This is a genomic window from Enterovibrio baiacu (genome assembly GCF_004120195.1).
In the GTDB taxonomy this organism is placed as follows: Bacteria; Pseudomonadota; Gammaproteobacteria; order Enterobacterales; family Vibrionaceae; genus Enterovibrio; species Enterovibrio baiacui.
Window position 1 is genome coordinate 95,264 of sequence record NZ_SCHN01000012.1, and the last position, 23,162, is coordinate 118,425.

22 protein-coding genes and 1 pseudogene are annotated in these 23,162 nt (G+C 46.9%); 15 read left to right on the forward strand and 8 right to left on the reverse strand.

Translation table 11 applies throughout. From position 1 onward, the window contains the following. The first annotated feature begins 34 nt into the window (after positions 1–34). Positions 35–997, forward strand: coding sequence for a 6-phosphofructokinase (pfkA, locus tag EQP46_RS13960; protein WP_129494249.1), 963 nt, complete (start codon positions 35–37; stop codon positions 995–997). Positions 998–1,120: 123 nt separating this feature from the next. Here pfkA and cysE read toward each other — a convergent pair whose 3' ends face one another. The 4 genes from cysE to EQP46_RS13980 form a co-directional block, all read right to left on the reverse strand. Continuing rightward, positions 1,121–1,963: a serine O-acetyltransferase gene (cysE, locus tag EQP46_RS13965; protein WP_129494250.1), complete on the reverse strand. Its 843-nt coding sequence runs from the start codon at positions 1,961–1,963 to the stop codon at positions 1,121–1,123. Positions 1,964–2,279: 316 nt separating this feature from the next. Beyond that, positions 2,280–3,311 (reverse strand): NAD(P)H-dependent glycerol-3-phosphate dehydrogenase, encoded by a 1,032-nt coding sequence (gene gpsA / locus EQP46_RS13970; RefSeq protein WP_129494251.1) that lies wholly within the window; start codon positions 3,309–3,311, stop codon positions 2,280–2,282. Between the two features lie 26 nt (positions 3,312–3,337). Then, positions 3,338–3,808 carry a protein-export chaperone SecB gene (secB, locus tag EQP46_RS13975; RefSeq protein ID WP_102317281.1) on the reverse strand — a complete coding sequence of 157 codons (471 nt, stop codon included), beginning with the start codon at positions 3,806–3,808 and terminating at the stop codon, positions 3,338–3,340. Positions 3,809–3,910: 102 nt separating this feature from the next. Continuing rightward, the gene (locus EQP46_RS13980; protein WP_129494252.1) at positions 3,911–4,351 is read right to left on the reverse strand and encodes a rhodanese-like domain-containing protein; all 441 of its coding nucleotides are present in this window, start codon (positions 4,349–4,351) and stop codon (positions 3,911–3,913) included. A gap of 443 nt (positions 4,352–4,794) precedes the next feature. On the opposite strand from EQP46_RS13980, the gene gpmM reads away from it, so the two are divergent. The 3 genes from gpmM to EQP46_RS13995 are packed head-to-tail and all read left to right on the forward strand — an operon-like array spanning position 4,795 to position 8,238. Next, positions 4,795–6,333 (forward strand): 2,3-bisphosphoglycerate-independent phosphoglycerate mutase, encoded by a 1,539-nt coding sequence (gpmM, locus tag EQP46_RS13985; protein ID WP_129494253.1) that lies wholly within the window; start codon positions 4,795–4,797, stop codon positions 6,331–6,333. 17 nt (positions 6,334–6,350) lie between these two features. After that, positions 6,351–7,505, forward strand: a complete 1,155-nt coding sequence (locus EQP46_RS13990) for a peptidoglycan DD-metalloendopeptidase family protein (protein ID WP_129494254.1) — start codon at positions 6,351–6,353, stop codon at positions 7,503–7,505. Between the two features lie 16 nt (positions 7,506–7,521). Beyond that, positions 7,522–8,238 (forward strand): divergent polysaccharide deacetylase family protein, encoded by a 717-nt coding sequence (locus EQP46_RS13995; RefSeq protein WP_129494255.1) that lies wholly within the window; start codon positions 7,522–7,524, stop codon positions 8,236–8,238. A 53-nt stretch (positions 8,239–8,291) separates the two neighbouring features. On the opposite strand, the gene tdh is transcribed toward EQP46_RS13995, so the two are convergent. From tdh to EQP46_RS14010, 3 genes are all read right to left on the reverse strand, one after another. Beyond that, positions 8,292–9,332, reverse strand: coding sequence for an L-threonine 3-dehydrogenase (gene tdh, locus EQP46_RS14000; RefSeq protein ID WP_028025850.1), 1,041 nt, complete (start codon positions 9,330–9,332; stop codon positions 8,292–8,294). 7 nt (positions 9,333–9,339) lie between these two features. Further along, entirely contained in the window at positions 9,340–10,536 is a 1,197-nt protein-coding gene (locus EQP46_RS14005; protein WP_129494256.1) for a glycine C-acetyltransferase, read from the reverse strand. 254 nt (positions 10,537–10,790) lie between these two features. After that, complete coding sequence (locus tag EQP46_RS14010) at positions 10,791–11,438, reverse strand: TetR/AcrR family transcriptional regulator (protein WP_129494257.1); 648 nt, start codon at positions 11,436–11,438, stop codon at positions 10,791–10,793. 104 nt (positions 11,439–11,542) lie between these two features. On the opposite strand from EQP46_RS14010, the gene rfaD reads away from it, so the two are divergent. The 11 genes and pseudogenes from rfaD (at position 11,543) to waaA (ending at position 22,298) form a co-directional block, all read left to right on the forward strand. Further along, on the forward strand, positions 11,543–12,487 hold the full coding sequence (gene rfaD / locus EQP46_RS14015; protein ID WP_129494258.1) for an ADP-glyceromanno-heptose 6-epimerase: 945 nt from the start codon (positions 11,543–11,545) through the stop codon (positions 12,485–12,487). Between the two features lie 65 nt (positions 12,488–12,552). Continuing rightward, positions 12,553–13,494 carry a lauroyl-Kdo(2)-lipid IV(A) myristoyltransferase gene (lpxM, locus tag EQP46_RS14020; protein ID WP_129494259.1) on the forward strand — a complete coding sequence of 314 codons (942 nt, stop codon included), beginning with the start codon at positions 12,553–12,555 and terminating at the stop codon, positions 13,492–13,494. 10 nt (positions 13,495–13,504) lie between these two features. Next, positions 13,505–14,770, forward strand: coding sequence for an O-antigen ligase family protein (locus tag EQP46_RS14025; protein WP_161972866.1), 1,266 nt, complete (start codon positions 13,505–13,507; stop codon positions 14,768–14,770). Beyond that, positions 14,763–15,584, forward strand: coding sequence for a glycosyltransferase (locus EQP46_RS14030; protein ID WP_129494261.1), 822 nt, complete (start codon positions 14,763–14,765; stop codon positions 15,582–15,584). Before EQP46_RS14025 ends, EQP46_RS14030 begins: the two co-directional genes overlap by 8 nt. 35 nt (positions 15,585–15,619) lie before the next feature. Beyond that, the gene (gene waaF, locus EQP46_RS14035; RefSeq protein WP_129494358.1) at positions 15,620–16,666 is read left to right on the forward strand and encodes a lipopolysaccharide heptosyltransferase II; all 1,047 of its coding nucleotides are present in this window, start codon (positions 15,620–15,622) and stop codon (positions 16,664–16,666) included. A gap of 90 nt (positions 16,667–16,756) precedes the next feature. Further along, positions 16,757–17,332: pseudogene (locus EQP46_RS14040) on the forward strand (glycosyltransferase family 9 protein); the annotation flags it as partial. Between the two features lie 16 nt (positions 17,333–17,348). After that, positions 17,349–18,224 (forward strand): hypothetical protein, encoded by an 876-nt coding sequence (locus EQP46_RS14045; protein WP_129494262.1) that lies wholly within the window; start codon positions 17,349–17,351, stop codon positions 18,222–18,224. Between the two features lie 68 nt (positions 18,225–18,292). Next, positions 18,293–19,249: a glycosyltransferase family 2 protein gene (locus EQP46_RS14050; RefSeq protein WP_129494359.1), complete on the forward strand. Its 957-nt coding sequence runs from the start codon at positions 18,293–18,295 to the stop codon at positions 19,247–19,249. 17 nt (positions 19,250–19,266) lie between these two features. After that, complete coding sequence (locus EQP46_RS14055) at positions 19,267–19,647, forward strand: GtrA family protein (protein WP_240671741.1); 381 nt, start codon at positions 19,267–19,269, stop codon at positions 19,645–19,647. A 15-nt stretch (positions 19,648–19,662) separates the two neighbouring features. Then, the gene (locus tag EQP46_RS14060) at positions 19,663–20,958 is read left to right on the forward strand and encodes a 3-deoxy-D-manno-octulosonic acid transferase (RefSeq protein ID WP_129494264.1); all 1,296 of its coding nucleotides are present in this window, start codon (positions 19,663–19,665) and stop codon (positions 20,956–20,958) included. Positions 20,959–21,032: 74 nt separating this feature from the next. Continuing rightward, entirely contained in the window at positions 21,033–22,298 is a 1,266-nt protein-coding gene (waaA, locus tag EQP46_RS14065) for a lipid IV(A) 3-deoxy-D-manno-octulosonic acid transferase (RefSeq protein ID WP_129494265.1), read from the forward strand. Between the two features lie 45 nt (positions 22,299–22,343). On the opposite strand, the gene EQP46_RS14070 is transcribed toward waaA, so the two are convergent. After that, entirely contained in the window at positions 22,344–23,060 is a 717-nt protein-coding gene (locus EQP46_RS14070) for a 3-deoxy-D-manno-octulosonic acid kinase (RefSeq protein WP_129494266.1), read from the reverse strand. Positions 23,061–23,162: the final 102 nt, after the last annotated feature.

Below are 23,162 nucleotides of genomic sequence, written 5' to 3' on the forward strand. Positions count from 1 at the left end.
TTGAAAGTTCAATTCCCAAAGTCAGAGGGTAACCATGGTTAGTAAAATTGGTGTTTTGACCAGTGGCGGTGACGCCCCAGGTATGAATGCAGCCATCCGCGGTGTTGTGCGCGCCGCATTGAGTGAAGGCATTGAAGTCTGCGGTGTTTATGATGGCTACCAAGGCCTTCACCAGAACCGCATCGAGAAACTGAACCGCACGAGCGTTTCAGACATGATCAACCGAGGCGGAACCTTCCTCGGTTCTGCGCGCTTCCCTGAATTTAAAGAAGAGAAAGTGCGTGAGCAAGCCATCCAGAACATGAAGATGCACGGCATCGAAGCGCTGGTTGTGATTGGCGGTGACGGTTCATACATGGGTGCGAAAAAACTGACTGAAATGGGTTTCCCATGTATCGGTCTACCAGGCACCATTGATAACGATATCCCAGGTACTGACTACACCATCGGTTACTTGACGGCACTCAACACCGTTGTTGAAGCCATCGACCGTCTACGTGATACGTCATCTTCTCACCAGCGTATTTCTATCGTTGAAGTGATGGGTCGCCACTGTGGTGATTTGACCCTGATGGCGTCAATCGCTGGCGGTTGTGAGTACTTCATCACGCCAGAAATCGGCCTGGATAAAGAGAACCTGATCTCTAAGATCAAAGAAGGTATCTACAAAGGTAAGAAGCACGCAATCATCGCGATCACCGAGCTAATGACTGACACCAACGAGTTGGCGAAGTACATCGAAGCAGAAACCGGTCGTGAAACACGCGCAACTATCTTGGGTCACATTCAGCGTGGCGGTCAGCCTCGCGCATTCGACCGTATCCTTGCGTCTCGCATGGGTGCGTTCGCGGTTGAACTGTTGATGCAAGGTGAAGGTGGTCGTTGTGTGGGCGTTCAGAACGAACAGCTGGTTCACCACGACATCATCGATGCTATCGACAACATGCGCCGTCCATTCCGCAAAGACCTTTACGACGTGGCAAACAAACTGTTCTAAGCATTCATTGCAGACAACACGCGTCTAAACAGCGGAAAAGAAAAACGGAGCCAATCGGCTCCGTTTTTGTATTCAGCGTGCGTGGTTCTCATGTCGGCGAGCACAGTTCGCCAGCAAATCAGATCAAATGCCGTCGCCTTCGATAAATTCGGAGGAGCTGATATTTTGGTCCATGTCGAACGACGGTGTGTCGCTGCTGGGTGTACCAATGATTTTGGCTGGCACACCTGCTGCAGTGGTATGCGCCGGCACAGGGATCAACACCACAGAACAAGCCGCAATCTTCGCGCCTTCACCCACTTCAATGTTGCCCAGCACTTTCGCACCCGCACCGATCATGACACCGGTACGAATTTTCGGGTGACGATCGCCACTTTCTTTACCGGTACCACCCAATGTGACGTCTTGAAGAATGGATACGTCATCTTCGACCACGGCGGTTTCACCGATAACAATGCCCGTTGCATGGTCGAACATGATGCCTCGGCCAATCTTAGCAGCAGGGTGAACATCGACCTGACAGGCAACCGAAATCTGGTTTTGCAGGTACACCGCCAGTTCGCGGCGGCCTTGCGACCAAAGCCAATTCGCCACACGGAAACCTTGCAATGCATGGAAGCCTTTTAAGTACAGAAGCGGCGTGGAATACAACTCGATCGCGGGGTCACGCTCAACGGTCGCGCAGATATCACAGGCAGCAGATGCCACAATGCTCTTGTCGCCCGCATACGCTTCTTCAACCACTTCACGCACCGCCATGGCTGGCATGCTTGGCGTGGCCAGCTTATTTGCCAGAATATAACTGAGCGCAGCCGCGAGCGTATCGTGCTTAATGATGGTGGCATGGAAGAAACTCGCCAGCATAGGCTCACGTTCGGTTTGCTCTTTTGCTTCGCGCTTTATGGCTTTCCAAACATTGTCTTGCTGACATTTTTTGTCGCGGCCTTCACCACATGTCCTTTGCATTCGTGTACCTTACTTCTTTCACTTACATTGCTGACATTCAGCTCAACATCTCCATTCATCGTTGTAGGTGAATGGTAGTGTTAAACCTTCGCTCATTTGCTTTCGCAGGTGATCGCTACATCCTTGGGGAATCACTCGCCAAACATTGAAGAGTCTTTCCCTAAGTGTGACATAGATATCGAAACAACCAAAATAGCCACGTAAACGACCAAGCACCAAAACGTCCGTAAACCCCAGTCATTTTGCCGTTAGTCGCAAAAAAGAAAAACGCGGGAGAATATCCCGCGTTTTCAGATTTCACATCTTCGCTCGAGGGCTATTCAGATGTTCTTTGACGTGCAAGCAAGTCTTGCGCAGCCAAATTGGCATCTTTACCTTCATAAAGTACCTGATAAATCTGCTCAACGATGGGCATTTCTACGCCAATACGTTTCGCAAGCACACGGACTTCTTTGGTATTGCGATAGCCTTCAACAACCTGACCAATCTCAGTTTGTGCTTCTTCGACGTCTTGGCCTTTACCCAAGGCTAAACCAAAACGGCGATTGCGCGATTGGTTGTCAGTACATGTCAGTACCAAATCACCCAAACCCGCCATGCCCATAAAGGTTTCGCGTTCCGCACCCAATGCCACACCCAGGCGGGTAAGCTCAGCAAGACCACGGGTGATGAGCGCTGTGCGCGCATTGGCACCAAAGCCAATACCGTCGGACATGCCTGCACCAATCGCAATCACGTTCTTCACCGCGCCACCAAGCTGCATGCCAACAAAATCGCTGTTTCCGTACACTCGGAAGGTACGGCTACAGTGGATTTTCTCTTGCAGATCAGCAAGAAACTCGGCATCAGGAGAGGCAACTGAAATGGCAGTAGGCATCCCTGCTGCCAGTTCTTTAGCAAACGTTGGACCTGACAACACAGCCAATGGCACGTTGTCACCCAGTTGCTCATGCGCGACATCTTGAAGTAAACGACCCGTCTCAGGCTCTAAACCTTTCGTCGCCCAACAAATTCGTTGGTCATCACGAAGAAACGGCTTCACCTGTGCCAGTACCATACCAAACACATGGCTTGGCACCACCACAAGAATATCGCGCGTTGCTTGAACGGCTTCTTGCAGATCGGCGCTGAGGATCAGTGAATCTGGAAAGGCGACACCCGGCAGAAATGCTTCATTAGAACGATCGATTTCCAATTGCGCCATGTGCTCGGGTTCGTGCCCCCACAACACCACATTTGCGCCGTTGCGCGCGAGTGAAATTGCAAGAGAAGTGCCGTATGAGCCAGCGCCCAATACGGTCATAGCCACGTTTGTATCTTGAACATTGGCTTTCGCGGTATCTGTCATTCGTGTCGACCTTAAATTCGCGTAGATTACGCTTCTGCGCCGTCTGTCGCTTGAGTTTGGTTTTGTAGGTAGTTCATGAACAATGCGTCAAAGTTAACTGGCGCTAGGTTCAGTTGTGGGAACGTACCTTTAACCACTAGGCTAGAGATGGTTTCGCGTGCGTATGGGAATAGGATATTCGGGCAGAATGCACCTAGGCAGTGAGCCAATTGTGGCGCTTCCATACCGTCAACAGTGAAGATACCACCTTGTTGTACTTCACATAGGAACGCATTTTCTTCTGCATTTTTAACCGTCACGGTCAAACGAAGAACCACTTCGTAAACGCCTTCGCCTAGCTCACGGCTTTGCGTGTCTAGGTCTAGGTTTACATCTGGATTCCATTCTTGCTGAAACACGTCAGGAGAGTTTGGCGCTTCAAAAGACACGTCTTTCAGGAAGATACGTTGAATCGCAAAGTTCTGTTGTGCTTGTTGGTTGTTCGCTGCTTCAGCCATAGTGTTAAATCCTTGTTATATAAAACAAATGCTTTCACGCATTACAAAATAATTCAGGCAGCCGGATAAGGCTGCCTGTCGAATAGGTCATCCGTTAAACGGTTACTTTTTCTTTTTGTGTTTGATCAGTGGCAGATTCGCTTCATTCCACGACATCAAGCCATCTTTAAGAATGCTGACATTCTCGAACCCTGCTTTTACCAGCGCATTGGCGCTTTCAGCAGCGGTTTGACCAGACTTACATACCACGATGATTGGGTCAGACTTGCGTTTTTCAATCTCACCAAAGCTTTCCGCTTTGATGTCTTTCGCCAAAACGTGAAGTGCGCCAGCAATATGACCTGCGCGATAATCATCACGGCTACGAATATCAACAAACACACCGTTCTGGCGGTTAACAAGGACAGTCGCGTCATTTGGCGTCACGATGGCATAAGCGGCGGTTTTCTGTTTAACAACTGACACAATCAGCATGACAACCAGAGCCACCCACACAAGTGACAAAATCATTTCACTTTGAACAAATTCAATAAACTGCTGCATAGCTCGCTTCTACATTCATGTCGGCAAAAAAATCGACCCCGAGTATAACCTCCCCCGCTCTCAAGTACAGCATGGGCTTGGATTTCCATGCCCTCGCTCACTTCTTATTAAAGCGAAAAACTTGAATTCCATCACATTCACCCTTACGTATTGATGAAGACATCAGTATTGCGAACCACGCGCCTGAAATTGGACAGCGAGCAAACGAAAGGCTGTTGACTTACTACAACTTTTATTCGAACAACAAACGGTAACGGAAGGCATTAAAAAGTAAGCTTTTTCGCCAAAGACACGCTTAGTCTGCGTTAAGCGCTTGCCGTTACAAGATTTGTTGAAACTTTAGCAGAAAGATTTGCCTACTGATCAACCAACAAAATGTAGTAAAGTTACGCTAATCGCTTTTTCTATTTTACACATTGAAATCGACATAAAGAGGACACCGTATGTCTGCTAAGAAGCCTTTGGCACTCGTTATTCTGGATGGATGGGGTTATCGCGAAGATAACAACGACAACGCCATTGCTAATGCAAAAACACCGGTACTTGATGGTTTGATGGCGGGCACCAGCACCCTGATCTCAGCATCAGGCATGGATGTTGGCCTGCCAGACGGTCAAATGGGTAACTCAGAAGTCGGCCACACCAACATTGGTGCGGGTCGTATCGTTTACCAAGACCTAACAAAAATCACCAAGTCTATTGCTGACGGCGAGTTTTTTGACAACGCAGTGCTCACTAACGCTGTCGACAAAGCGGCGAAAGCAGGCAAAGCCGTGCACATCATGGGTCTGATGTCACCAGGCGGTGTTCACAGCCACGAAGACCACATTGCAGCTGCAGTAGAAATGGCGGTTCAGCGCGGTGCAGAAAACGTGTACCTACACTGCTTCCTTGATGGCCGTGATACGCCACCACGTAGTGCACAAAACTCTTTGGTTCGTTTCGATGAGCTATTCGCGAAGCTAGGCAAAGGCCGCACCGCCTCTATCATCGGTCGTTACTACGCAATGGACCGCGATAACAACTGGGATCGCGTTGAAAAAGCCTACGACCTGATGACCGAAGCCAAAGGCGACTTCACGTATGCGTCTGCTGTTGAAGCACTTGAAGCAGCTTATGCGCGTGAAGAAAACGATGAATTCGTTAAAGCGTCTGAAATCCGTGCTGAAGGCCAACCTGTTGCGTCTATCAACGACGGTGACAGCCTGATTTTCATGAACTTCCGTGCTGACCGTGCGCGTCAAATCGCACGTACGTTCCTGCCAAGCTTTGACGGTTTCACCCGCGCTAAAGTGGCAGAACTGGCAGACTTCGTAATGCTGACTGAATACGCGTCAGACATCGATGCTTCTTGTGCATACCCGTCAGACAACCTGGTAAATACACTGGGTGAGTGGCTATCGAAAGAAGGCAAAACACAGCTACGTATTTCAGAAACTGAAAAATACGCGCACGTGACGTTCTTCTTCAATGGCGGAGTTGAAAACGAATTTGAAGGCGAAGAGCGTTCATTGGTTGCATCACCTAAAGTCGCTACCTACGACTTGCAACCAGAAATGAGTTCTGGAGAACTGACTGATAAATTGGTTGAAGCCATCAAGAGCGGCAAGTTTGACCAAATCATCTGTAACTACCCGAATGGCGACATGGTCGGCCACACCGGTGTTTACGATGCAGCAGTAAAAGCGTGTGAAGCCGTTGATAGCTGTATCGCTCGCGTGGTTGAAGCAATCAAAGAAGTCGATGGTCAACTGCTTATCACAGCAGACCACGGCAACGCAGAAATGATGGTCGACCCTGAAACAGGTGGCATCCACACTGCACACACCAACCTGCCAGTGCCTTTGATCTACGTAGGTAGCAAAGACCTAGAATTGGTAGAAGGCGGTAAGCTATCAGACCTTGCACCAACCATGCTTGCTCTGACAGACACCTCAATCCCTTCAGACATGACTGGTAAGCCGCTGTTCAATCTGAAATAATCTTCCCTATGCGGGAAATGATTAAGCGACTCACCAACAAAACTCGCGCCAGTGCTCTTTGCACTGGCGTTTTTCTATGTCTGTTATTCAGCGCTGCTTTGCGCGCGGATGAAGGCCAGCTTTCTGGTGTGAATAATGAAATTTCCCGCCAGCAACAGCAACTTAGTGCTAGCAGCAAGAAGCTCAACACGCTTCAAGCTGACCTAAAAAAACAAGAACAAGCCATCAGTGCCATCGCCACGCAGATCCGCACCGCCTCCCAAAAGCTTGAAACGCTCGACGATGAGATTGTCACCCTCAATCAAGAAAGCCAGCGACTAGAACAACGTAAGTTGGGTCAGATGGAGCTGTTGAAAGAGCTTTTAAACAGCCAATACCGTCAAGGTGAGCACAGCCAACTCAATACCTTTTTAAGTGGCGAAGACAGCAGCGATCTTGATCGTATGACCGTCTACGCTGAACGACTATCCCAAGCGCGCACCGATGCCATCAACGAATTGGCCGCCACGGATACCGAACTTCAACTTAAGCGCCGCATGCTTGCCGAGCAAACGCAAAAACAAACGGCATTACTCGATACGTTGAAAGCCGACAAAGCGACGCTAGAAAAACAACAACGCGCTCAAAAGAAAACTGCCGGCGCGGTACAACGCCAGATCCGCAGCGATAAGAGCTATTTGTCGGAGCTTCGTAACAACCAAAACCGCTTGAAAGCGGAACTTGCGAAAGCCGCAGAACAAGCCAAAATCGCGGCCGAACAAGCCAAAGTAAAAATGGATGGCTTGGGTCGCTACAAAGGCAAATTGCATCGCCCTGTCAAAGGGAAGACACTGCACAGCTTCGGCAGCCCGCAAACCGGTGAATTGCGCTGGAATGGCATGGTTATCTCTTCCAAAGAAGGCACTGACGTAAAAGCGGCCCACGATGGCACCGTTGTTCTGTCTAACTGGCTTCGCGGCTATGGCTTAATGGTGGTCATCGACCACGGCAAGGGCGACATGAGTTTTTACGGGTATAACCAAGCCTTGCTGAAAAACGTCGGAGACACCGTGAAAGCGGGAGACCCCATCGCCCTCGTCGGGAACAGCGGCGGGCAAACACAATCTGGCCTTTACTTTGAAATTCGGCGAAAAGGCAATGCCACCAACCCTAGCCCCTGGTTAGGCCGGTAAGCCAGGAAGGTCACAGATGCAAAGGATTGTCACTGTTACCACCCTACTCTTCCTGCTTCTGGCATCGCCTGTCGTTGCCAAACCCAAACTCGCACTGATCATTGATGACCTCGGCTATGACCTCATGCCACGAGACATCGCAACACTGCCGCCTGAAATCAGCGTCTCTGTTATTCCTTTTACTGAATTCGATACCGCTGTCGCCCTGACCGCATTGAATCAGCACCGTGAAGTCTTGCTTCATCTTCCTATGCAAAGCCAACCGGGCGCACCTGCGGAGCCTAACGCGCTTACGCTTGAGATGGACAAGGAACAGGTTCAAACCTCTGTTCGAGAAGCGCTCTATCGTGTTCCCCACGCCGTGGCGGTAAACAACCACATGGGTAGCTTGCTCACACAGCACCAAGAGCCGATGCATTGGATCATGGAGACACTCCACACGAAACAACTTGGCTTTATTGATAGCCGTACCACCCCGAGCACCGTCGCACAGAAAATCGCAAAGCAGCACGGGTTAGCCAATAACCGCCGCCATGTTTTTCTCGACCACCTGCAAACGGAAGACTTTATCCACCAGCAGCTCGAACTCGCGGTTCAACAAGCTAACCAACGCGGCATTGCCGTCGTCATCGCTCACCCGTTTCCTATCACGCTGGCGACATTGCAAAAAGTACTGCCATCATTGCAAGAGCGTGTCGATCTCGTGCCCATCTCTCAGGCTTTATCTCAGTAAACGGCCATAAAAAAACCCGCCGAAGCAGGTTTAATCAAGCCGTCAATTTGGCGTTATTTCTGCCAATCAAGGATGACTTTGCCTGACATGCCTGAACACATCTTGTCGAAGCCTTCTTGGAAATCATCAACACTGTAGTGGTGCGTGATGATTGGGCTGAGATCCAAACCAGATTGGATCAAGCTTGCCATTTTGTACCACGTCTCAAACATTTCGCGGCCATAGATACCTTTGATCACCAAGCCTTTGAAGATCACTTGGTTCCAGTCGATACCCATGTCTGATGGCGGAATACCCAGAAGGGCAATACGACCGCCGTGGTTCATGGTTTTCAACATGGAGTTAAACGCGGATGGGTTACCTGACATTTCAAGACCCACATCAAAGCCTTCTTTCATGCCAAGCTCAGCCATGACATCTTCAAGCTTCTCTTCTGCCACGTTCACCGCGCGAGTCACACCCATCTTGCGTGCAAGATCCAGGCGGTATTCATTCACATCAGTGATCACAACATAACGCGCACCCACGTGTTTCGCGACAGCCGCCGCCATGATACCAATCGGGCCAGCACCGGTGATCAACACGTCTTCACCAACAAGGTCAAACGACAGTGCGGTGTGAACCGCGTTACCGAATGGGTCGAAGATGGATGCAAGATCGTCAGAGATATCTGCAGGGATTTTGAATGCATTGAACGCTGGGATCACCAAGTATTCTGCAAATGCGCCTTCACGGTTCACACCAACACCCGTGGTGTTACGGCAAAGGTGCGTGCGGCCTGCACGGCAGTTACGACAGTGACCACAGGTGATATGGCCTTCGCCGGAAACACGGTCGCCCACGGTGAAACCGCGCACTTCCTGACCCATCGCAACCACTTCACCCACGTATTCGTGGCCGACAACCATTGGCACAGGAATGGTTTTTTGTGACCATTCATCCCAGTTGTAGATGTGAACATCGGTACCACAAATCGCGGTTTTACGGATTTTGATCAGAAGATCGTTATGGCCCACTTCTGGCAGCTCAACCTCGGTCATCCAAATGCCAGGTTCCGCTTTCAGTTTTGCCAGCGCTTTCATTTTGTTCGTCATTGACTGCTTATCCAATCAAGCCCATGTCTTTACCCACTTTGATAAAGGCATCGATAGCTTTGTCTAATTGCTCGCGGCTATATGCAGCCGACATTTGTGTACGAATACGTGCTTGGCCTTTTGGTACCACAGGGAACGAGAACCCAACCACGTAAATACCTTCTTTCATCATGCGTTCCGCAAACTCAGCGCCCACTTTCGCGTCGCCCAGCATCACAGGGATGATCGCGTGATCAGCACCAGAAAGCATAAAGCCTGCTTCGCTCATGCGCGCGCGGAAGTGGCTTGCGTTGTCCCAAAGCTGGGTGCGCAGGTGGCCACTTTCTTCCAACAGATCAATCACGCGGATAGACGCGGACACAATCGCTGGTGCCAACGAATTCGAGAACAGGTATGGGCGTGAACGCTGACGCAGCCAATCGATCACTTCTTTCTTGCCTGAGGTGTAACCGCCTGACGCGCCGCCCATGGCTTTTCCTAGCGTGCCAGTGATGATGTCGATACGGTCAATCACGTCATGGTGTTCGTGCGTACCGCGGCCATTCGCTCCCATGAAGCCCACGGCGTGAGAATCATCCACCATCACCAATGCGCCGTATTTGTCAGCCAAATCGCAAATCGCTGGCAGGTTCGCCACAACGCCGTCCATGGAGAACACACCGTCAGTCACGATAAGCGTGTTACGTGCACCCGCTTCTTTCGCCGCAATCAGTTGCTTCTCAAGCTCTTCCATGTTGTTGTTCGAATAGCGGAAACGCATCGCTTTACAAAGGCGCACACCATCGATGATTGACGCATGGTTCAATGCATCAGAAATGATGGCATCTTCCGCCCCCAAAATGGTCTCGAACAAACCGGTGTTCGCATCAAAGCAAGAGGTGTAAAGAATGGTGTCTTCCATACCAAGGAATGTAGAAAGTTTATCCTCAAGCTCTTTGTGTGCATCTTGCGTACCACAGATGAAACGCACAGATGCCATACCAAAGCCATGCTCATCCATGCCCTTTTGCGCGGCTTCAATCAGTGCAGGGTGATTCGCCAAACCTAAGTAGTTATTGGCACAGAAGTTCAGCACTTCATCGCCTGATGTCACGGCAATTTTGGCTTGCTGTGCGGTGGTGATAACACGTTCATCTTTGTAAAGGCCTTCAGCTTTCACTTCTTCAAGCTGCTGACGAATTTGCTGGTAAAAAGCGGCAGTCATCGCGCACTCCATCATGGATACAGGAACTAGGGATTCACGCCCACAGTCACTCCCTTAACAGGCAATGATACGCAGACGCACAGTAAGTTTACGCCACCCACTACTTATGCGCGGCGTTGTGATTGTCGTACCTTCGAGAAGTAAAAGCATCTAGTGAATGCTTTTTAATCAGTATGACCTATCAGCAAGGAGGCTGATAATAGTTTTCTAAGGAAGGGTAAGTCTATCGAATTAGCACATCTTGTTGCAGTAGATCACGCAAGTGTATTGGCCATTTGCTGATGATAATACGCAATGATTTCTGCCACCACAGCCTGTCCTTTGTCGGTAGACATCGGCATCACCATGCTCAGAATTTGAAGGACGCCCTGATAAATGACGGTAGGCGTAATTTTGGCCTGCGGCGCCTGCGCGCTTTGATAAAAAATCCAGCTTGAGGCAACCAATTTGAGGTTGTCGCACAAGGACTCAATGCCGTCATCGTCCATATCCAGCCAACCTGTGGCACGAAATTGCGTCAATGTGACGACGAGATTGGCTTTTAGTGCCTGCTGCGCGGTAAGGTATTTGTCTTGTAATACCGCATCTCGGCGCAAGATATCGGGCAAATTGGCGTAGAAGAATCGATAGCGCCACATCAACTGAAACGTCGCGTCTAAATACGCAAGTAGGCGCTGTTGATCGGTATCTGCCGATGTTTCTGGTTGAAAGGACGTGGTGAGATCGAGGGCGTATTGATCGAAAATACTGTGTATAATCTCTTCCTTATTACGGAAGTGGTAATACAAGTTTCCCGGGCTTATACCGAGATCCGCTGCAATGTGATTGGTGGTGATATTCGGTTCACCCTGTTCGTTGAACAGTGCCAGTGCAGAATGAATAATGCGATCACGGGTTTTCATGGTTAAACTGCTATCCTCAAGCCCAGAGCGGAAACACAAATATTACCACAGCCATTACAGTCGTGATGGCGGAGTCTTCTCATTGTCAGAATTTAGGTAAAAGTATGATTATAGTGACTGGCGGCGCTGGCATGATCGGCAGCAACATTGTTAAAGCCCTGAACGAGCAAGGCATCAACGACATTCTTGTGGTTGATAACCTAAAAGACGGTACCAAGTTCGTCAATCTGGTCGATCTAGATATCGCTGACTACATGGACAAAGAAGACTTTATCACCCAAATCATGGCGGGTGATGATTTCGGCCCAATCGAAGCTATTTTCCATGAAGGCGCTTGTTCTGCCACCACTGAGTGGGACGGCAAGTACATGATGCTCAACAACTACGAGTATTCGAAAGAGCTGCTGCACTTCTGTCTAGAGCGTGAAATTCCATTCCTATATGCCTCTTCTGCTGCAACCTACGGTGGTCGCGATCATGACTTCATCGAAGAGAAGCAATACGAAGGCGCACTGAACGTTTACGGTTACTCGAAGCAACAGTTCGACAATTATGTTCGTCGTATTTGGGCTGACGCAGAAGCACACGGCGAAACGCTGTCGCAAATCACGGGTTTCCGTTACTTCAACGTTTACGGCCCACGTGAAACCCACAAAGGCAGCATGGCGTCAGTGGCATTCCACCTGAACAACCAAATTAAAGAAGGCCAAAACCCGAAACTGTTCGAAGGCAGCAATACCTTCAAACGTGACTTCGTGTACGTTGGCGACGTGTGCAAGATGAACCTTTGGTTCCTTGAGAACGGCGTATCAGGCATCTTTAACTGTGGCACTGGCCGCGCAGAACCTTTCCGCGCCGTGGCTGACGCTGTTATCGCTCACCACAACCAAGGTGAAGTTGAAGAAATTCCATTCCCAGATCACCTAAAAGGCCGCTACCAGGCCTACACCCAAGCCGACCTCACTAAGGTACGCGCTGCGGGTTACAGCGAGGAGTTTAAAACTGTCGCTGAAGGTGTTGCTGAGTATATGGCAATCCTTAACAAGTAATTGGCTGGAAAAGCGAGCCTAGGCTCGCTTTTTTATTTAATCTGATTTATTTGCAGTTCGACTCTATGAGCCAAAAATCCAGCGACACCTCTTATTTACCCACGTTTGAGTGGGCTTTTCTGCACCCTCGCTACTGGGGAACTTGGCTAGGCATGCTCCTTGTTGCCATCCTCGCGTTTGTGCCCTTTCGTCTGCGTGATAAGTTCGCCGAATTTCTCGCTAAACGACTGGTAAAAATGAACAACCGCGCAAAAAAGCGTGCCGTCGTCAATCTTCAAGAATGTTTTCCTGAGAAAACAGAAGAAGAACGTTTTGCCATTCTCGAACAAAGCTATATTAATGCAGGATGCGTGATGCTTGGTTTTGCCACCATCATGATGCGCAGCAAGCGTTACTTGGAAAAACGGACCTTGTTCCGTAACGAGGAAATCCTCACAGAGCTTGTTGAGAAAGGTGAAAAGGTCATTTTGCTTGTTCCGCACAGCTGGGCAATTGACTACCCTGCAGTGCAACTTGCATCGCGTGGCTTACCCGTTGCTGCCATGGTGAAAAAACAAAAAAACCGTGTGGTGGATTGGCTGATGAACGTTCAACGCCTCAAGTACGGCGGTCGCACGCACGAACGCGCAGATGGCATAAAACCTTTTATTAAATCAGTACGTGAAGGTTTTCTCGGCTACTACTTACCCGATGAAGACCACGGCCCTGATTACAGCGTCTTCGTCCCACTTTTCGGTACGCAAAAAGCTACGCTGTCAGGACTGGGGAAATTAGCGACGCTCAGCAGAGCGAAAATCGTCCCGCTGATGCCTGTCTACAACCGCGAAACTGGTAACTTTGAAGTCATAGTACAACCACCGCTTGCGCCGTTTCCAACGGGTAGCGAAGAAACCGACGCGCGTATGATGAATGAGCGCATTGAACAGTTTTTAGAATCTGACCCCGGCCAGTATATGTGGATCATGAATCTGCTTAGATCGCGACCGGATGGTAGTCAGTTGTATTAAGGATCATTTTTTGACTATAGATTTTAATCATAGTGCAGTACGGAAAATCACATCGAATATGCAACAAATTAAACTATCAAGTATTTTCGATTTTTTTCTGGTTGTTCTTTTTTCACTATCTTTGATCACATCAAAAGCAGGGCTATATATTAGTTCTGCTCTTTTATTTATTCGTTTTACTCATCTGGTGTTAAGTGGTGTCATTTCTTGGGTGAATGTAAAAGATAACCCATACTACTTCATGCCATATTTGGTTTACTTTTCAGGAATATCCCTCTGCATCATATCAGGAAATTCAGTACAAGATTTAGCTGAATATGCTCGAAAGGGATCTATGATCTTAGCTATCCCTACTTTACATTACCTATTTCAATCTTCAATAAATAGAATAGCAGCTATTAGCTCCATTAGTATCGGGATACTATTATCAATTTTAACTATTTCAATTAAAATCTCTGAAAATGGTTGGGATGGAGAAAGGATATCGGCATTCTTTGATTTAGGTCGCTCTGGAGAAATTATCGGCTACGTTATAGCTTTTTTCATTCCACTCATCTACTCAAAGAATAAAAGGATTGTTTTTTTAAGTATTCCAGTAATTATACTATCCATAATAGTGCTACTGATGAACGGAGCTAGAGCTCCATTGCTTTCTTTATTCATATTGATACCCATATACTTGGTAATTAAAAAACGAAGAAACATTTTTCACTTGGCCCTACTCTTAACGCTGGCCATCGTTAGCTTAAATAGCTTCATGCCAAAAACATTAAATGACATATCTAATCGTATACAAAGCATTGCAAACATTCAAACAGACCCTTCGAATGTCGCAAGATTAAAAATGTGGGGAACATCTTTTGACTTTTTTATAGAGAATATTTCATCATCTCCTAGAGATGCGTTTTTTGGTTCCGGGCCTCATGGCTTTAAAGAAAAATATAAAGTATACCTTGAATCAAAATACTCCATAGAAAAAATCAGCACATCGACTCATTCGCAATTTTCATATAATGATAGCCATAATATGTATTTAGATTTACTGAATAAACATGGGATCATTTACTCACTAATTCTAGCCAGTGCCTTTTTCAGTGTGTTTTTTAGTAGTAAACTATCAAACAACCCATTAAAGGACAGTATAATTTTAGTGCTATTTTCTTTCTTGATAACGGGCTTATTTTACACATCTTATATGGACTTCCAAACCTCATTCATTTATTTCATAATAGCGCTATCAGGTGTAAGTTCACTAGAGGAAAAAATCCATGAGTAAAGAAGTGCGCGCATCTGTAATTATTGCCTTCTATAATAAAATAGATCTCCTTAAAGTTTTATTAACAGCTCTAAATAATCAATACGATGGTTCATTCAATGTAATTATAGCTGATGATGGTTCAAGAGATAATGTTGTAGCTGAGATATCATCCTTTAAGAAAAGCTATAAATTTGATCTTATCCACCTATGGCAAGAGGATAGTGGCTTTAGGAAAAATAAAATATTAAACCGAGCAATCACATATTCAAATGAGTACTTAATATTTATAGATGGTGATTGCATACCACAAAGCCATTTTGTTTTAGACCATTTAAATAGCGCACAAAAGGGCTATTGCCTCAATGGTAGAAGAGCAGACCTTTCTGACACTGTAAGTAAAAGAATCACTCAAGAAAGTCCAGAGAGATTCTTCGCAGAACATATAAACGAGATCGTTTTTGAGTATATTCTAGGTCGCGGTAAAAACATTGAAAAAGGTTTTAGGATAAAAAATAACCACCTTTCTAAATATTTAAACAGGAAAGACAAAGGCATTGTCGGATGTAACTTCTCTTTATTCAAAGAAGACATCATTAAGATAAACGGTTTTGACGAGAGGTATGAAGCGGCAGGAACCGGAGAGGATAGTGATGTGGAATTTAGATTACGCTTAGCAGGAATACGCATCAGGAACATATTTTTCAAAGCCAATCAAATTCACATATACCACAAAGAGTTGCCAAGAAGCACTGATAATGACAAACTTTTCTCATCAGTAAAAGAGTCTGGGGAGTCGTACACCCCTTTTGGCATCAAGCGCAAACAAGATTGATTTTAAAAAAATACAAAACATCTGAGACGTTAAAAATGACAAAGAAAACTAAAGCCCTAATCATCGGTCCGTCCTGGGTTGGCGACATGGTAATGTCTCAGAGCCTTTATAAGCGCCTGAAAAACAACGATCCACATTGCACAATTGACGTGCTAGCTCCAGCATGGTGCAAACCGATTATCGAGCGTATGCCAGAGGTTCGCTGTGCTATCGAAATGCCAGTCGGTCACGGTCAGTTTAATCTCTCCGAACGTTGGAATTTGGGCAAATCATTGCGTGAAGAACATTATGACCACGCCTACGTGTTGCCAAACTCCGCCAAATCAGCACTGATCCCCTTGTTTGCTAAAATTCCCAAACGTACTGGGTGGAAAGGCGAGCTCCGATTTGGCCTGCTAAACGATTTAAGACCAGACAGGAAAGTGTTCCAATACATGGTCGAGCGTTATGTGGCTTTAGCACATTCAAAACAAACCATGCTATCGGAAGTCAACATAGAGGGCGTATCCAACCCTACACTCAAGGTTGACAAAGAGAATCAAATTGCTTGCTTACAACGATTTAATGTTTCATCACAATCGCCGATTGTAGGCCTCTGTCCTGGTGCTGAATTTGGCCCAGCAAAGCGTTGGCCTGAAAGCCATTACGCAACAATTGCAAAGCAGTTAATTGATGAAGGCAATCAGATTTGTCTATTTGGCGGACCAAAAGATAAACCCGTAACAGATAGCATTCGAAATGCTTTGTCGGATAGTCAAAAAAGCATGTGTTTTGACTTGGCTGGCGAAACATCTTTGGTCGATGCCGTTGATCTGCTCGCGGCTTGCCACACCGTGTTCTCCAACGATTCTGGGTTGATGCACGTTGCAGCAGCCGTTGGCGCTAACATCGTGGCAATTTACGGCTCCAGCTCGCCCAAATACACACCACCACTATCTCAAAAAGTAAGAATGGTGAGTACTGATATAGATTGTCGCCCTTGTTTCAAAAGAGAATGTCCATTGGGGCATTTAAATTGTTTAAAAGAGCTTACACCTATTCAAGTCATGGCAGCTTACGAAGAGCTAAACGTTCCACTGTAATCGGGAATGCAATAAAATTTTACAAGCCTAAGATTCAATCAAATACGCATATTTTGAAAAAGGCAAGTACGAATCTAAATCAGCAAAACGTTATTTCGTTCAGATCTCCAGCCAGAAGTCGAGACCATGCTTGATATGCTGCGTTTGCTGGGTCATATCCCGTCGCAACGCCTCGACTTTGGATACCCTGATCATGCCGAGCTTGTAGATTCAAATCACCCTTACTTCATTTACTTTAATGGCGCATCGCAGCCAAGAAAGGTATTAAAAAACGACCAAGTTATGGCATTAATGGAATTGGCCGTGAAAACCTTTCCTGAGGTTAAACATATTTTCCTAGAGGGCGTCAATGAATCTGAAAAAGGTGACTTTCTGTCACACCTAACGTCCTACGATAACTTTGTGATTCAGCCTTGCATGCCTTTGGAAGAATTACTCACGTTTTGCGCAAAAGCCCAGTTGGTAGTGGCGCCAGATACTGGCGTAAGAAACGTGGCAATTTCAACGCACACACCCACTGTCGGTATTTTCTATGCCACTGTGCCATTCCGATATACACCAAGACATGAAGCAATACATCATATCGTTATGAATGCATCTTGCGCCATTCCTACCAATGAACAAATAGTACATACTACTGCACTTGCATATTCTGCAGCGAATTAACGTACGGGTAAACGGAATGATTTTAACGCTTCTTACTTTTGGTGACCGCTTAGAAAACCACTATCAGGCTTCTTTTGCCATTCTCACATATTTGAAAAGTGACCTCATTTCTAAGGTTTGTGTGGTTACCGATCGCCCAAAATATTACGAGTATTTTGGCGATCGTGTTGACGTCATCGAAATAGACCAAAACATCATGAATGAATGGCGCGGAAAGGATGATTTCTTTTGGCGTATCAAGATGAAAGCCATAGAGGCTGCAGCACTGCACAACCCAGAACAAGACATCCTTTATGTTGATTCAGACACCTTCTATGTTCGGGATATGGAAATCATTGCTAATGGCTTGAGTCAAGGTAAGTCCTTCATGCATGAAAATGAAGGAAAGATTAGCGAGATGAAAAGTAAAACGCCTCGCAACATGTGGAAGTCCCTTCAAGGTAAATCTTTTTCAGGTGTGCTAATTCACGCAGATACCGAGATGTGGAATGCGGGTGTCATCGCACTTCATCGCGACCATGCCAAACAGACAATTGCACTCGCCATCGATATCTGTGATGAAATCTGCAAAACAGATTGTCCGAGACGACTGGTTGAACAATTTGCGTTTTCAGTTGCGTTAAAACATACCTCAACCTTAACCGCTGCAGAAAATCAAATTGGTCATTATTGGGGTAACAAGCCTCATTGGAACGCAAAAATTGTCGATTTCTTCATGTATTCCTTACTTTCAGGATCTTGTGTTGAGGCTGATATTGATAGAATTAAGACAATAGACTTAGAATCGTCACCGACTGTCTATAAAGAAAAAAGCACGAAAGGAAAAGTTCAAAACATGCTTGATAAAGTGCTCCCACCCAAGGATGTTCAATATTTTAAGGGCAGAAAGTGACAACAAGGTAGAGGGCATTTAAAGGTGTGCTAATGGAGTTAGCCGTTTATGTATTGTAAAGGTAAATGATGACACTACCGACAATCTCTATCGTCTGTCCCTGCCACAATGAGCAGGAAGTTCTTCATGCTTTTACAGATAAAATCGTAGGTATTTTGTCTGAAAGCACATTTACCTATGAACTCCTTTTTGTGAATGACGGTAGCACTGACAACACGCTCGCCGTCCTTCGAGCGTTAGCAGCAAACAGCTCAAACATCCGAATCATTAACCTTTCGCGTAATTTTGGCAAAGAAGCGGCGCTCACTGCTGGGTTAGACCTTGCTCAGGGCGAGGTTATTATTCCCATCGATGCTGACTTACAAGATCCCCCTGAGCTAATCCATGATTTTCTGCTTGAGTGGCAGAAGGGCTATGATGTCGTTGTTGCCAAACGCATCGACAGAAGCAGCGACACACTGGCAAAAAAAATCACCGCAAATCTCTTTTATCGATTCCACAACACCATTGCAGATGTTGAAATTCCTGACAACGTTGGCGATTTTCGATTGATCACACGCCGTGTGGTCACGGCGATTCAATTACTCCCAGAGAACCAGCGATTCATGAAAGGCATCTTTTCCTGGGTAGGTTTCAAAACGTCTGTTGTAGAGTATTCGCGTCAGCCACGCGCCGCAGGAGAGAGCAGTTTTAATGGATGGCGCCTTTGGAACTTTGCCTTAGAAGGTATCACTAGCTTCAGTACTGCCCCCCTAAGAGTGTGGCTTTATCTTGGTTTTTTTGTGTCCGCTGTATCGTTTCTTTTTGGCGCATCCATCATATTGAAAACCATGCTTTTTGGTGTCGATATACCGGGCTACGCATCGCTGCTGATCATCGTTCTATTTTTTGGTGGTATTCAATTAATAGGATTAGGGGTCATGGGGGAATACATCGGAAGGCTTTACATGGAATCAAAGCGACGGCCTGTTTACATCATTGAGGAAGACTCAGCAGAAACCAAAGCTGACGTAGGCCCTGAGTGAAAGCCTTCATGAGTAAGATGCTAGAAAGGCGAATTGTCAGATTTGGGGTGACGGGTGGACTCGCCTCATTCACCCATATAGTTGTGGCTTTTTCCTGGCTCTACTTACTCAGTTCCAGCGTCTTTATCGCTAACATGGTTGGTTTTCTCTGCGCTTTTGGTTTGTCTTATCTCCTGCAATCACACTTTGTTTTTCAGAGAAAGATAACAACACAAAATGCCAAACGTTTTTTTGTGGTTCAATTCAGTGCACTCATGGTGTCACAACTTTTTAGCTCGCTCTTCCAAGACAGTAATCACTATGCTCGCGTGTTGCTTGTGGTATTCATGATCCCTTTGGTCACGTATCTAATTCATCGATGTTGGACCTACAAAGACAGCGAAAACACACAGCAATAGCACAAAGGAAAAAACATGCATCTAATTGAGAAGCATGCTGTAGCAATCCGATGGCTAACAATCGGACTCGGACTGTGTTTTGCGGTGATGTACGCTAATCATCAAATACTGACGGGTGATCAAACCCAGATGCTTGAAAAAGGCTACCTGGGTGCTTACCACCAGACATGGGCAGCGTTTGGTAATGCAGCAAGTGCAGTTGGAAATGTGCCAGGTTCACTATCCGCTCTCGTGATTGGTGTCCCGCTTCTCATCTGGGATTCTCCTTGGGCACCCATGTTGTTTCTCATCCTTTTAAGACTCTGCTCTTTTTTGCTTCTTGATGCTGTCATACAGAAAGTATTTAGCCCGCCAGTTCAAGTGCTCTTTGCCATCGCCTATTGGCTGAACCCTTGGCTTTTGTACGACAGTCTGCTCTACAACCCATCCTATCTCTGCTTCTTCGCAGCCTTACACTTGTGGTCAGCGTTTAAGCTCAGAGAGCATACATCGTTCATCTACAGCTTCCTGCATATTCTCGCCATCGGTGGCGCGATGCAGCTCCACTACTCATGGCCCATTCTTGCGGTCATTTCTTGCTACTTGCTATATCGAAGAATGGCGTATCCTTCTTGGTCTGGCGTTATTGCTGCTGGCGTGGTCATTCTTGCTTCGCTCATTCCTTACTGCCTAGAATACATCAGTAATGACAGTCTCAGCCGAGAAAGCGACCGCTACTTCGGTTATGGTGCCGTGCATGTCTACCCCGTCCTTAAAGCGATATTCTATTGGCTAAGGTATGGCTCTACGCTTTTTTCCAACCGCCTCATTACTGACGTCAGTTTTGACTGGATAACATCCATCAGTTGGTTACAACTGATTTTCCAGTACTGTTGGCAAGCCTTGCTATTCCTCGTAGGGACGATCACGGTTGTTCTCTCCGTCAAAGTAAATTTGAGGGCATGGAAAACCATAAAACCCGCGATCAAACGAGGCTCCCCCATCGCAGATAGCCAACAATGGGTACTGCTTTATGCTGGCGCAGCAGTATTGGCGATCGTGATCAGCGCTATGCTCTCACCGATTACTTTTTCTTATTGGCATTTGATTCTTACGTTTCCCTTTGCGTTGTTTCCACTGCTCGTTGCTGCTGAAGCGTGGCAAGACAGATTGCCTAACCGTTTTATCAAAGGGGTAGGATTTCTTAGCGTATTCTTCATTGTGATCAACCTTGTCGTGTCACATGACAGTGAGAAATATTCCTACAAGGTTGATTACGTTGATCAAGTCACCCATTTCCTCCAGGAGAAAGGGCTACGAGATGAACAATAAGTCTCATGCTAAAAGGCTCAATTTAGGATGCTTTGCTGTAAACTAGCCCAAGGTTTTCCAAACAAGGTTTTCGTGTGCGCCTTCTTTATACGCTTTTACTTTTCATCGCTGCCCCTTTTCTTCTTTTGGGCCTCTATCGCGCCAAAGATGGAAAGCCCCGTATTGGTAAGCGCTGGGTTGAGCATTTTGGACGAACACCCTCACTTCAAGGCCAGCGCCCGATTTGGATTCATGCCGTTTCCGTCGGTGAAGTGATTGCCGCAAAACCGATTATTCTGGCGCTTCGTAAGGCACACCCGAACGCTTCAATACTCGTCACCACGACAACGACGACAGGGGCTGCGATTGCGAGCAAGCTTGGCGATGGCGTGGAACACAGGTACATGCCGATCGACTTTTCCTTCGCCGTGAATGGCTTTTTAAAGCACGTAAAACCTCAAGCCATGTTTATCATGGAAACCGAGCTTTGGCCGAATACGTTAACGTCGGTAAAAAAAGCCGGAATTCCGATCTTCGTCATGAATGCACGCTTATCGGAGAAATCGATGCGCGGCTATCAGCGCGTACAACCGCTGTTCAACCTACTATCAAAAAATATCGACCACATTCTTTGCCAATTCCAAGATGATGCTGATCGTTTCGTTCAACTTGGCGTCAATTCACTGCGCGTTTCCGTATCAGGCTCTGTGAAGTTTGATTTACCTGAATTTGATGATTCGAGCGATGCCGTCGTCACGCTGAAGCAAGCTATTCAACAACGTCCTGTGTGGGTAGCTGCCAGTACACACCCCGGCGAAGATGAGATTTTACTCGACGCTCATCAAGCACTATTGGCGAAACAACCCGACGCAATGATGGTGCTGGTGCCTCGCCACCCTGAACGTTTCGGCGATGTCGCTGCGCTCATTGAGCAAAAAGGATTCTCACTGTCTCGTCGCAGCCAATCACAACCGATTGATGATAATACGCAGGTGTATTTGGGTGACACCATGGGCGAAATGATGACCTTACTTGCCACATCAACCGTGACGTTTATGGGGGGGAGCTTGATGGGTGATAAGCTTGGTGGTCACAACTTGCTGGAGCCCGCTTCTCTTGGGAAGCCTCAAATCACTGGCCCTAGCTACTTTAACTTTCAGGTGATTGGTGATCAGTTGATTGAGGCGGGCGCTTGTGAGGTGCATGAATCTCCCTCAGACATTGCCAATGCACTATTGGGTTTCATGAGCAACCCAGAGAAATGCCAACAAGCAGGAGAAGCCGCGCTCAATGTGGTGGAAAGAAACCGTGGTGCGGTCGCTAAAACACTTGAAGCAATAGCACCTTGGATTGATGCCTAAGCGGCGTCACTTGCTGGTTAAGGGGCAGCCTTGCGTTTAGGTGCCTTACTCTTGATGACCTTGTTCTTGATAGCCAAGCAACAACGCATCCCAATCTGATTCCAGCCACTGGATGTGTCGCTTGTTCAGCTCTTTTCGAAATGAGCGAAGCAAGCGGCTGAGATTAGAGGCTTTCCAGCTCTCTCCCTCTTTTTTACCACATTTATCGAAATCGATTAGCCAACACTTGCCTGTGGTATCAAGCAAAATATTGTGGATATTTAAGTCTGTGTGGCACACCCCAGCATCATGCAGTTTTCTCACCATGACGCCAATCCGGTGGTAATGGGAAGCGTCGAGCGGGGCTTCCATCAAAATATCGACCAAATCTTTTGCGTCATCGATTTTTTCCACCAGCAAGTCTGCTTGGTAGGTCAACCCATCCCGAATCGCTCGAGCAGCTATCGGACGCGGCACTGATATGCCCTTTTCACGCAAGTAAGTGAGTAGCTGAAACTCTTGCGCCGAGCGGGTGTTCCCCCAACCTATAAACGCGTAACTGTCACGAACCAATTTTCCAAACAAACCACCACGGCGATAATGTCGAAGCGCCGCTGGCAGCACTTCAGTTTGCACAAACCACGTCGTACCTCGCCCCGTTGCAGAGCCGATGATCGCGTCTTTCTGCTGCCAGAATTCAACGTCAAAGCATTGCGCAGGATCTTCACGTAACAATGACGCGTCAAACCAAATACGGGTGTTGTTATCGACTAACTGGTCCACACGGGCTCCTCAGAGGTGTCTTATCTTCTCAGTATCTCAAGCTTTACTGACAGTTGCATTTTACATTGCTGATCGGCAACTGCATAATTTCAACCATCAAAA

Bases quoted from the DNA above. Each gene is read 5' to 3' on its own strand.
- pfkA (WP_129494249.1), top strand. From the start codon at position 35: ATGGTTAGTAAAATTGGTGTTTTGACCAGTGGCGGTGACGCCCCAGGT.
- cysE (WP_129494250.1), bottom strand. From the start codon at position 1,963: ATGCAAAGGACATGTGGTGAAGGCCGCGACAAAAAATGTCAGCAAGAC.
- gpsA (WP_129494251.1), bottom strand. From the start codon at position 3,311: ATGACAGATACCGCGAAAGCCAATGTTCAAGATACAAACGTGGCTATG.
- secB (WP_102317281.1), bottom strand. From the start codon at position 3,808: ATGGCTGAAGCAGCGAACAACCAACAAGCACAACAGAACTTTGCGATT.
- EQP46_RS13980 (WP_129494252.1), bottom strand. From the start codon at position 4,351: ATGCAGCAGTTTATTGAATTTGTTCAAAGTGAAATGATTTTGTCACTT.
- gpmM (WP_129494253.1), top strand. From the start codon at position 4,795: ATGTCTGCTAAGAAGCCTTTGGCACTCGTTATTCTGGATGGATGGGGT.
- EQP46_RS13990 (WP_129494254.1), top strand. From the start codon at position 6,351: ATGATTAAGCGACTCACCAACAAAACTCGCGCCAGTGCTCTTTGCACT.
- EQP46_RS13995 (WP_129494255.1), top strand. From the start codon at position 7,522: ATGCAAAGGATTGTCACTGTTACCACCCTACTCTTCCTGCTTCTGGCA.
- tdh (WP_028025850.1), bottom strand. From the start codon at position 9,332: ATGACGAACAAAATGAAAGCGCTGGCAAAACTGAAAGCGGAACCTGGC.
- EQP46_RS14005 (WP_129494256.1), bottom strand. From the start codon at position 10,536: ATGACTGCCGCTTTTTACCAGCAAATTCGTCAGCAGCTTGAAGAAGTG.
- EQP46_RS14010 (WP_129494257.1), bottom strand. From the start codon at position 11,438: ATGAAAACCCGTGATCGCATTATTCATTCTGCACTGGCACTGTTCAAC.
- rfaD (WP_129494258.1), top strand. From the start codon at position 11,543: ATGATTATAGTGACTGGCGGCGCTGGCATGATCGGCAGCAACATTGTT.
- lpxM (WP_129494259.1), top strand. From the start codon at position 12,553: ATGAGCCAAAAATCCAGCGACACCTCTTATTTACCCACGTTTGAGTGG.
- EQP46_RS14030 (WP_129494261.1), top strand. From the start codon at position 14,763: ATGAGTAAAGAAGTGCGCGCATCTGTAATTATTGCCTTCTATAATAAA.
- waaF (WP_129494358.1), top strand. From the start codon at position 15,620: ATGACAAAGAAAACTAAAGCCCTAATCATCGGTCCGTCCTGGGTTGGC.
- EQP46_RS14045 (WP_129494262.1), top strand. From the start codon at position 17,349: ATGATTTTAACGCTTCTTACTTTTGGTGACCGCTTAGAAAACCACTAT.
- EQP46_RS14050 (WP_129494359.1), top strand. From the start codon at position 18,293: ATGACACTACCGACAATCTCTATCGTCTGTCCCTGCCACAATGAGCAG.
- EQP46_RS14055 (WP_240671741.1), top strand. From the start codon at position 19,267: ATGCTAGAAAGGCGAATTGTCAGATTTGGGGTGACGGGTGGACTCGCC.
- EQP46_RS14060 (WP_129494264.1), top strand. From the start codon at position 19,663: ATGCATCTAATTGAGAAGCATGCTGTAGCAATCCGATGGCTAACAATC.